The sequence below is a fragment of the Novosphingobium sp. genome (assembly GCF_031424035.1).
In the GTDB taxonomy this organism is placed as follows: Bacteria; Pseudomonadota; Alphaproteobacteria; order Sphingomonadales; family Sphingomonadaceae; genus Novosphingobium.
Genome location: NZ_JANPGP010000041.1, coordinates 1 through 8,798, shown reverse-complemented (window position 1 = coordinate 8,798; position 8,798 = coordinate 1). Strand labels below are relative to the sequence as shown.

Genomic DNA, 8,798 nt, shown 5'->3' with positions numbered 1-8,798 from the left:
GACGTTCGATCCCGCTATCGGCGTGGCCATCGACGGCGTGTTCCTCGGCACGAACACCGGCGGCAACTTCAACCTCAACGACGTAGAGTCGATCGAAGTCCTGCGCGGGCCGCAGGGCACGCTCTACGGCCGCAACACCGTCGGCGGCGCGGTCAAGTACGTGACCAAGCGGCTGCCCAACAAGGCAACCGTCTCGGCGCGCGCGACTTACGGCGAATACAATCAGGCCGACGGCGTGCTCAGCGCCAGCGCGCCGATCGGCGACGGCACGCTGCGCTTCGGCGGCGCAGTCGCCCGGCTGACCCGCGACGGCTTCGGCAAGAACCTGACCACCGGGCTCGACAACTATGACAAGAACATCTGGGCCGGTCGCGGCACAATCGAAGTCCACGCCACCGATTTCTTCGCGCGCCTTTCGGGTGATTTCACGCATGACAAGTCGAACCCGCGCGGTGGCCACCGCCTGATCCCGGCGCAGCTTTCCACCGCACCGGTGCTGGCAAACGTCTATGACACGCGCGGTGCGCTGCTGACGCCTGACCAGGACGTCAAGGCATGGGGCCTGTCGCTGTTCATGGAAGCCAACCCCGCCGAATGGCTGACCTTCCGCTCGATCACTGCTTATCGCAAGGACGACACGACCACGCCGATCGACTTCGACGCCCTGCCTACGGCCGACCTCGACGTTCCGGGCATCTACCGCAACCGCCAGTTCAGCCAGGAACTGCAGGCGCTGGTCCAAACCGGCAACCTCTCGGCCCTGTTCGGCTTCTATTACCTTGACGCTACTGCGCTGACGCAGTTCGAATCGCGGCTCTACACCACCTCGCCGGGCTTTGCGGCCTATACCAATGCCGACATCGGCACGGACACGGCGGCCGGCTTCGCCGACATCACTTACGATTTCACGCCGCAGTTCAGTGTCTCGGTCGGCGGCCGCTACACCTGGGACAAGCGCAAGGGCTATATCCTGCGCCAGTCCTTCCTCGGCGGTGGCTCGCCGGTGTTCGGCAGCCCCGGCGTGGCCTTTGGCGCGCCAGCGACCAACTTCCGCGGCCAGCGCGTGTTCACCAAGTTCACGCCGAAAGCGACGGTAAGCTTCAAGCCGAGCGACGACGCAACGATCTTCGCCAGCTTCAGCCAGGGCTTCAAGGGCGGCGGCTTTGACCCGCGCGGTGCCGGCGTCAACGCGCCTGACCTCAATGGCGACAAGGCGCTGTCGGACGACGAAATTGCTGCCTTCCTCTCGTTCAAGCCCGAGAAGGTCAACAGCTACGAAGTGGGCATGAAGGCCAGCCTACTGGACCGCCGTGTCTATGTCGCCGCCTCGGCCTTCCGCATGGACTATAGCGACGTGCAGATCCCAGGATCGGTCGCCTGCCTGATCGGCGGCTTGCCCAACTTCTGCGGCGTCGTCTCCAACGCCGGTCAGGCCCGGATGCAAGGCTTCGAGCTGGAAACCCGCATCAAGCTGATCGAAGGCAGCGCCGGCACCGGCCTGACCTTCACCGGTTCGCTGGGCTATATCGACGCCAAGTTCCTCAAGTACGTCACCAACATCGCCTCGGTCCCGACCGACGTTGCCGCGTTCCGCAAGGTGCAGAACACTCCGGCATGGACCGGCAATGCCTCGCTCAGCTACGGCGTGGCCGTGGGTGAAGGGCGCGTCGACGTGACCGGCGGCATGTCGTTCAAGAGCCGTACGACCAATTTCGAAGTGCCCAACCCCTACCTCGACCAGCCGGCCTACCAGCTGTTCGATGCCAGCATCGTCTATCACGCGCCGGACAATCGCTGGACGCTGGGCGTGTTCGGCAAGAACCTGACGAACACTCGCTACAAGACCTCGGGCTATACCTTCATGGCGGCCAATGCGACCACAGGCGCACTGTCCACCACCAGCGGCGGCGCCTTGATCCCGGCGCTCGGCAAGGAAGGCGTGCTGACCGCGTTCTACGGCAACCCGCGGCAGGTCTTCGTTACGGCGTCGCTGAACTTCTGATCGTCTCTTAGGGACTTAACGGCCTTCCCCCCGGCGGCTAGGAAGCGGTGATGAACCGCTTCCTAGCTGTCTTCCTTTTCGCCCTCACCGTCCTGATCCCTCAAGTCGCGCTGGCGCAGGTGATGCTGGCGTTCCATTCGTTCAACGGGTCCTACCTCGGCGGGCGCTATCCGCACGCCTTCATCGTACTCGACGGCACCTTGGCGAACGGCACGCGGGTGCATGAGAACTACGGCTACTCCACCAGCGCATCGGCGCTCTCGGACCTGTCCGGCCCGGTCCCCGGCATCATTCAGGTGGAAAAGGAAAAGTACATCGCCTCCACCAACCGGCATTTTACCGTGGCGATCAGCGACGCCCAGTACCGCGAGATCGTTGCCGAGGTGAATGCGTGGAAGGATGCGCCCGGACAGAAGCGTTACCTGCTCGACCAGCGCAACTGCATCCATTTCGTCGCCCGCATCGCGCAGATCGTAGGGCTGAAATCGGACGTTCCTCAAAAGATGGTGCGCCGGCCGAAGCTGTGGCTCAATCAGGTGACCCGCCTCAACCCCCACCTAGGGGCGAAAGAGATCAAGTAAGGGGGATAAACCCGGCCCCGGCGCTTGCCCCCGCCCCTGCACTCGGGAATCAGAGCGGGATGGCGATTCTTTCAGACAAGTGGATCCGGCAGCAGGCAAACGATCATCACATGATCGAGCCTTTCGTGGAAAGCCAGCGGCGCGAGGGCTGCATTTCCTATGGACTGTCGTCCTATGGCTATGACGCGCGGGTGGCGGACGAGTTCAAGATCTTCACCAATGTGAACAGCTCTGTGGTCGATCCCAAGGAGTTCGATCCCAACAGCTTCGTCGACCGTAAGACCGACGTCTGCATCATCCCGCCGAATTCCTTCGCCCTGGCCCGCACGGTCGAATACTTCCGCGTGCCGCGCGACGTGCTGGTGATCTGCCTCGGCAAGAGCACTTATGCCCGCTGCGGCATCATCGTGAACGTCACCCCGCTCGAACCGGGCTGGGAAGGCCACGTCACATTGGAATTTTCGAACACCACGCCGCTGCCGGCAAAGATCTATGCCAACGAAGGCGCGTGCCAGTTCCTGTTCCTTCAAGGCAACGAACCCTGCGAGACGAGCTATGCCGACCGCGCGGGCAAGTACATGGGCCAGCGGGGAGTGACGCTGCCCAAGCTCTAAGGGGAACATTGGACGCATCCGTCCGTTAGGGGTCGACAAGACACCCATTCGGAGAGCCGTCATGTCCGCTTTCGTCGCTGCAATCGGCCGTATCCTGATCGCGCTGCTGTTCATCGTTTCAGGCGCAAACAAGCTTATGGCCCCCGGCGTCGCCGCCGCCGGCTTTGCCCAGATGGGAATGAGCCAGTCACTCGTCGTCCCGGTCGCAATTTTCGAGCTTGCTGCCGGAATCTGCCTCGCAATCGGCATCGTCACCGGGATTGCCGCGACGGCGCTGGCGGTATTTACCGCGCTGACCATTGTCATGGTCCACAACCAGTTCAGCGACCCGGCGCAGGTGCCGGTGATCCTCAGCCATGTCGCGCTGGTCGGTGGGCTGTTCATGGTCATCGCCCACAAGCTCTCGCTCTGGCAGTATGATCGCATGCGCCTGTCGCGCGAACGCGACCGTTCCAAGCTTGATTCGGAGACCGCCCGTCATGATGCCGAACTGCGCGCCGCCCGCGCCGAAGGTCGCGCCGACATGGCGACCCGCGTTGCAGCATCGCCTACCGTCGTGACCCAGCCGGTGGAGACGCACACCAAGGTGGTTACTGCACCCGCTCCCGCTGGCATGGCAGTCCCTGTCGATACGCTGACTTACGAAGATACCCGCCCGCGCCGGTGGTATCAGGTCTGGTAAGCGCTTGCCCGTAACCGCTTGATCACTCCGGCAGCCTGTCTAAAGCTGCCGGAGTGAGCGGTTTCTTCTTCGCCTTTCTTGCCGCGCTTCTGGCTTCGCTGGGGGCGCGTGATCAATTGCTGGTGGCGCAGATGACCCTGCGGCAAGGGCCGCGCCCGGGCCTGCTTGCGGTCGGCGTAATAACCACCGCGCTGACCTGCGCTGGTGCCGCCTGGCTCGCCACCACGCTCACCGCGCAGGTTCCCGGCAGCGGCGCGAAGATGATCTTCGCCGGTATCGCTCTGGTTCTCGCTGGCGGCGAGGCGGTGCTGCTAGGCGCGAAGAAGCCGCCCGAGGAGCCGACGCGATCGCTGTTCGCCGCGCTGGCAGTGATCGCCGCGCAGCAGGTAACTGACGCGGTGCGCTTCATGGTTGTCGCGCTCGCCCTGCTCACGGCATCGCCGGTGACTGCGGCACTCGGCGCCTTCGCTGCCGGCACGGCCAGCCTGACCACCGCGTGGATAGCGCCCGAGGTGATGGCCCACCCCGCGATGGCGACCCTGCGGCGGATGGCGGGGGCGTTCCTGCTGATCGCCGGTCTGGTGCTGGTATGGCGGGGGCTTCCTTGATCGTCTGAGGCAATCAATGTGGCCGGATTAAATAATTTAGCAGATCACGGAACCCGCCCCATATACTCTTCGTTGCGAGGGAAAAATGAAGGGATCACATCATGACCGATAGCAAGACGAACGCCCACACGGTGCTGATTGACGAGCTCAACCAGCTCTTGGCTGACAGCTTTGCGCTGTACCTGAAGACCAAGAATTTCCACTGGCACGTGCGCGGCCCGCAGTTCCGCGATCTGCACCTGCTGTTTGACGAACAGGCTGCCGAAATCTTCGCGCTGACCGACCTCATCGCCGAGCGCGTGCGCAAGAACGGTGCGCCGACACTCACCTCGATCGGGGCCATCGCCGGTCGCACCGCAATCAAGGATCAGGATGCCAGCAATCTGTCCGCCGAAGCCATGGTCAAGGAACTGGTGGCCGACAACACCGCCTACATCGCCCAGTTGCGCGCCACCAAGGAAGCGGCCGGCAATGCGGGCGACAATGCCACCGATGGCGTGATCGATGACTGGACCGATCAGGCGCAGCAGCGCGTCTGGTTCCTTTCCAGCGTAATTGGCTGACTTTTGGCCTTAGCAGGGGCCGCACTTGTGCTAGGTGCGGCCCCATGCCTGCACAAATTATCGAGAACGCCAGCGATGGCGAAATTGCCGACTGGATCGAACTCCGCCTGAACTCGGCCCTCGCCGCCGGGGACAGCATTGCCGTGACCATTCCGGGCGGATCGACGCCCTTCCCGATCCTGGCCGAACTGGCAGGCCGCGATATTGACTGGTCCCGAATTTCCATCTGGCCCGGCGATGACCGGATCGTGCCCGAGGATCACACTGCGTCGAACGTCGGACGCATCCGGGCGCTGATGGAACCGGTCGGCGCGCAGATCGTATCTTTGACCGAAGATGCCGCGCCGCCGCATTTCGCGCTGACCTGGTTGGGCATGGGGGGAGACGGGCATATCGCCTCGCTGTTCCCCAACATTGACCCGCGAGCCGACGATCCGCTCCGCGTCCGGCGCATAACGCCCGATCCGCTGCCTCCCGAAGCGCCGTTCGACCGGCTGAGCCTGACAATCCCGGCACTGATCAATTGCGACGCGCTGATTTTTGTCATGCGCGGCAGCGAAAAGCGGGCGCTGTTCGAGGCTGCGTTGGCCGGCGAGCATGACCTGCCGGTTACCCGCCTGCTCAGAGTCGCGAGCGCGCCGGTAACATGCTTCACCTGATTCCCCGCCCCCTGCACATCGCCGCGCTGCGCACCGCCCATTCCATCCGGTCACTGTGGTGGCACGCGACAAGCGGCACAGTCACCGGCTGCCGAGTGCTGGTGATCGACCCGGACGACCGCGTGTTGCTGATCCGTCATTCCTATGGCTCGCGCCGCTGGATGATGCCGGGAGGCGGCATCAAGCGCGGCGAGGACGTGCTGGTCGCCGCGCAGCGCGAGGTGCGCGAGGAAGTCGCGCTTACCCTCGTGCCGCTGGTCGATGTCGATTTTTCAATCGAGCCGCTCGGCGCCGGACGCAACCATATCCACCTTGTCGCCGGCTGGACCGATAAAGCCCCCGTGCCCGATGGCCGCGAGATCGCGGAAGCGCGGTTCTTTGCCGTGGCGGACCTGCCCGACGACCTCGCCCGGCAACTTCAGGGACGAATCCCCGACTGGGTTAAAGCAGCGAAAGCTGCTCGTCGCGCGGCGGCGTGATCCCCTCGCCCCGCGCACCCTCAAGCGAGGACAGGGTCAGGCCCAGCAGCCGCACCGGCTGCGGCAGGGGCAGCAGTTCATCCAGCAGGGCATGGCCGATCCCGGCGAACTGGTCGCGGAAGGCCACCGGCGCATCGAGTGAACGGGCGCGGGTTTTCAGGCTGAAATCGGCATAGCGCAGCTTCAGCGTGATCGTCCGCCCCCGCGCGCGGAGCCGATCAATGTCCGCCCAGACGAGGGCAACGATCTTTTCCAGCGCTTCGTGCATGGCGGGGCCGGTCGACAGATCATAGTCATAGGTCCGCTCGGCCCCGATCGACTTCCGCGCCCGGTTGGCACTAACCCGGCGCAGGTCGATGCCCCGCGCCGCGCGGTAGAGGTAATCGGCCTGGCTGCCAAAATGCTCACGCAGGAAGATCATGTCCTTCGCGGCGATGTCGCCGCCGGTGTGCAGCCCCAGCCGTTCCATTTTCTCCGCGCCCTTGGGGCCGATACCGTGAAAACGGCGCACCGGCAGATCGGCGACGAAGCGCGCACCCTCGCCCGGGCGGATCAGACACAGCCCGTCGGGCTTGTTCTGGTCGCTGGCGATCTTGGCGAGGAACTTGTTGTAGGACACCCCCGCGCTGGCAGTCAGCCCGGTCTCTGCCTCGATCCGCGCGCGGATCAGCTCGGCAATGCGAGTGGCCGATCCGATACCCTTCAGATCATCGGTAACGTCGAGATAGGCTTCGTCCAGCGCGAGCGGTTCAACGTGCGGTGTGAACTCATCGAAAATCGCCCTGATCTGTTTGGAAACCTGCCGGTAAACGGCGAAACGCGGCCGGACGAAAAGCAGTTGCGGGCAAAGCCGTTTTGCCATCGAAGAAGGAATTGCCGAGCGAACGCCAAATTTGCGCGCTTCATAGCTCGCCGCGCACACGACCCCGCGTATGCCGTCACCGCCCACCGCCACCGGCTTGCCGCGCAAGGCGGGATCGTCGCGCTGTTCGACCGAGGCGTAGAAGGCATCCATGTCGACATGGATGATCTTGCGCAGCCCCATGGGTTCGAAAGCAGTGTCGGAATCGTCGTCCGTCATTCGTGCAGCCTATTCGATTTTGACTGATGCGCGGCAATTTTTCGTCTTGGGGATGGAACAATGCTGCACTTGCGTTCATTGACGCTCGATGCTTCCCGACCAACCCAAACAGCAAATCGCGATCAGCGAGCGCGAGCTCGTCATAATGCTCGCGCTGTTGCAAGCGCTGCATGCCTTCGCGGTCGATGCCATGCTCCCCGCGCTCGGGCTGATCTCCAACGAGCTCAATGTTACCGATCCCAACAAGCGGCAGCTGATCATCGGGATGTTCCTGCTGGGGCTGGGCGTGGGTTCGCTGATTCCGGGTTCGCTGGCAGACCGCTTTGGTCGCAAGACGATCCTGCTGGTCTGCGTGGCAGGATATGTCGTCCTCTCGCTCGCCTCTGCGCTAGTCACCGATATCGACGTGCTGATCGGCATGCGTTTCCTGCTCGGCATCATCAGTTCGGGCCTGTCCGTGCTGCCGCAAGCAATCATCCGCGACCGTTTCGAAGGCGACCGCATGGCGCGCCTGCAATCGATGATCGCGATGATCTTCCTCGTCGTGCCGATGCTCGCGCCGTCGATAGGGCAGGCCATCATGCTGTTTGCCAGCTGGCGCTGGATATTCGGCGCAATGGGCCTTGTCGGTATGCTGATGATGGGCTGGGCGTGGAAGCGCCTGCCCGAGACACTGCACCCCGAATACCGCCAGACCATCCGCCCCGCGACAATCGCACGCAACATGGGCGAGGCGGTGATGACCCGCAGCTCGATCGGCTATGTGCTGGGCAGCGCCTGCATGCTTGGCGTCGGCTGGGGCTATATCCAGTCGAGCCAGCAGCTGGTCGCCGAACACTTTGGCGCGGGCACTCTGTTCCCGGTGATTTTTGGCGGCATGGCGCTGGCCATGGCGACATCGAACTTCGCCAATTCGCGCATCGTCGAACGCTTCGGCGCGCGGCGCGTGTCACACGCTGCGCTGCTCACCTACCTGACAATTTCGCTGGTCCAGTTCTGGCTAGCGCAGAGCGGTCATCAGACCCTCTGGCAGTTTGTCATTGTCCAGACGCTGTCGATGATGCTGATGGGCTTCGTCGGGGCCAATTTCGGTTCGATAGCGCTGCAGCCCTTCGCGCGGATCGCTGGCGCGGCAAGTTCGGTTCAGGCGTTCATACGCATGGTGCTGGCATCGCTGATCGGCTGGGCGGTGGGCCAGTCCTATGACCAGACGGCAGTGCCATATTCGCAGGCGCTGGTCCTGTCAGGCGTGCTCACGCTGGCGCTGGTGCTGTTCAGCGAAAAGGGCCGCCTGTTCCGCCGGCTCAACAAGCCCGGCGCAGCGCACCCGGTTTCCGCGCCTTAAAGGTCGCTGGCTTTCATCGCGAAGATCGGTGTGTGCGGCACGTGCGCCGCCATGCGCGCCAGCAGCAGGTCGAGATCATTCTCGGCCATCATAATGCCGGCATGGGCTTCGCGGATGAAGCCGACCTCGATCATGTGGCGGTTGAACGCCAGCAAGTGGTCATAGAACCCGAAGGCGTTGAGCA

At 63.6% G+C, this 8,798-nt stretch carries 10 protein-coding genes and 1 pseudogene; 9 read left to right on the top strand and 2 right to left on the bottom strand.

Annotation, left to right across the window (positions count from 1 at the left end):
* The 8 genes from RMO89_RS06010 to RMO89_RS05975 all read left to right on the top strand — a co-directional run.
* The coding region (locus tag RMO89_RS06010; protein ID WP_310531833.1) for a TonB-dependent receptor domain-containing protein at window positions 1-2,002 on the top strand (2,002 nt) is incomplete at its 5' end.
* A 50-nt stretch (window positions 2,003-2,052) separates the two neighbouring features.
* Window positions 2,053-2,583: a hypothetical protein gene (locus tag RMO89_RS06005; protein WP_310531832.1), complete on the top strand. Its 531-nt coding sequence runs from the start codon at window positions 2,053-2,055 to the stop codon at window positions 2,581-2,583.
* A 59-nt stretch (window positions 2,584-2,642) separates the two neighbouring features.
* Window positions 2,643-3,197, top strand: coding sequence for a dCTP deaminase (dcd, locus tag RMO89_RS06000; protein WP_310531831.1), 555 nt, complete (start codon window positions 2,643-2,645; stop codon window positions 3,195-3,197).
* A gap of 61 nt (window positions 3,198-3,258) precedes the next feature.
* Window positions 3,259-3,879: a DoxX family protein gene (locus RMO89_RS05995; protein ID WP_310531829.1), complete on the top strand. Its 621-nt coding sequence runs from the start codon at window positions 3,259-3,261 to the stop codon at window positions 3,877-3,879.
* A 53-nt stretch (window positions 3,880-3,932) separates the two neighbouring features.
* Window positions 3,933-4,487 carry a hypothetical protein gene (locus RMO89_RS05990; protein WP_310531828.1) on the top strand — a complete coding sequence of 185 codons (555 nt, stop codon included), beginning with the start codon at window positions 3,933-3,935 and terminating at the stop codon, window positions 4,485-4,487.
* A 101-nt stretch (window positions 4,488-4,588) separates the two neighbouring features.
* The gene (locus tag RMO89_RS05985; RefSeq protein ID WP_310531827.1) at window positions 4,589-5,050 is read left to right on the top strand and encodes a DNA starvation/stationary phase protection protein; all 462 of its coding nucleotides are present in this window, start codon (window positions 4,589-4,591) and stop codon (window positions 5,048-5,050) included.
* A 44-nt stretch (window positions 5,051-5,094) separates the two neighbouring features.
* Window positions 5,095-5,709: a 6-phosphogluconolactonase gene (locus RMO89_RS05980; RefSeq protein WP_310531826.1), complete on the top strand. Its 615-nt coding sequence runs from the start codon at window positions 5,095-5,097 to the stop codon at window positions 5,707-5,709.
* Window positions 5,697-6,188 carry an NUDIX domain-containing protein gene (locus RMO89_RS05975; protein ID WP_310531825.1) on the top strand — a complete coding sequence of 164 codons (492 nt, stop codon included), beginning with the start codon at window positions 5,697-5,699 and terminating at the stop codon, window positions 6,186-6,188. Before RMO89_RS05980 ends, RMO89_RS05975 begins: the two co-directional genes overlap by 13 nt.
* On the opposite strand, the gene dinB is transcribed toward RMO89_RS05975, so the two are convergent.
* Window positions 6,151-7,269: a DNA polymerase IV gene (dinB, locus tag RMO89_RS05970; RefSeq protein ID WP_310531824.1), complete on the bottom strand. Its 1,119-nt coding sequence runs from the start codon at window positions 7,267-7,269 to the stop codon at window positions 6,151-6,153. The two genes, RMO89_RS05975 and dinB, sit on opposite strands and share 38 nt — an antisense overlap.
* 88 nt (window positions 7,270-7,357) lie before the next feature.
* Here dinB and RMO89_RS05965 point away from each other — a divergent pair, with 88 nt between their 5' ends.
* A complete protein-coding gene (locus RMO89_RS05965) occupies window positions 7,358-8,614 on the top strand; it encodes a multidrug effflux MFS transporter (protein WP_310531823.1) in 1,257 nt (418 codons plus the stop codon).
* Here RMO89_RS05965 and RMO89_RS05960 read toward each other — a convergent pair.
* A pseudogene (locus tag RMO89_RS05960) lies at window positions 8,611-8,798 on the bottom strand (TIGR00730 family Rossman fold protein); the annotation flags it as partial. The gene RMO89_RS05965 and the pseudogene RMO89_RS05960 sit on opposite strands and share 4 nt — an antisense overlap.

What these genes read in the sequence shown, in the direction of transcription:
- RMO89_RS05980 (WP_310531826.1), top strand. Translation starts at nt 5,095, where the DNA reads ATGCCTGCACAAATTATCGAGAACGCCAGCGATGGCGAAATTGCCGAC.
- RMO89_RS06005 (WP_310531832.1), top strand. Translation starts at nt 2,053, where the DNA reads ATGAACCGCTTCCTAGCTGTCTTCCTTTTCGCCCTCACCGTCCTGATC.
- RMO89_RS05975 (WP_310531825.1), top strand. Translation starts at nt 5,697, where the DNA reads ATGCTTCACCTGATTCCCCGCCCCCTGCACATCGCCGCGCTGCGCACC.
- RMO89_RS05995 (WP_310531829.1), top strand. Translation starts at nt 3,259, where the DNA reads ATGTCCGCTTTCGTCGCTGCAATCGGCCGTATCCTGATCGCGCTGCTG.
- dcd (WP_310531831.1), top strand. Translation starts at nt 2,643, where the DNA reads ATGGCGATTCTTTCAGACAAGTGGATCCGGCAGCAGGCAAACGATCAT.
- RMO89_RS05965 (WP_310531823.1), top strand. Translation starts at nt 7,358, where the DNA reads ATGCTTCCCGACCAACCCAAACAGCAAATCGCGATCAGCGAGCGCGAG.
- dinB (WP_310531824.1), bottom strand. Translation starts at nt 7,269, where the DNA reads ATGACGGACGACGATTCCGACACTGCTTTCGAACCCATGGGGCTGCGC.
- RMO89_RS05985 (WP_310531827.1), top strand. Translation starts at nt 4,589, where the DNA reads ATGACCGATAGCAAGACGAACGCCCACACGGTGCTGATTGACGAGCTC.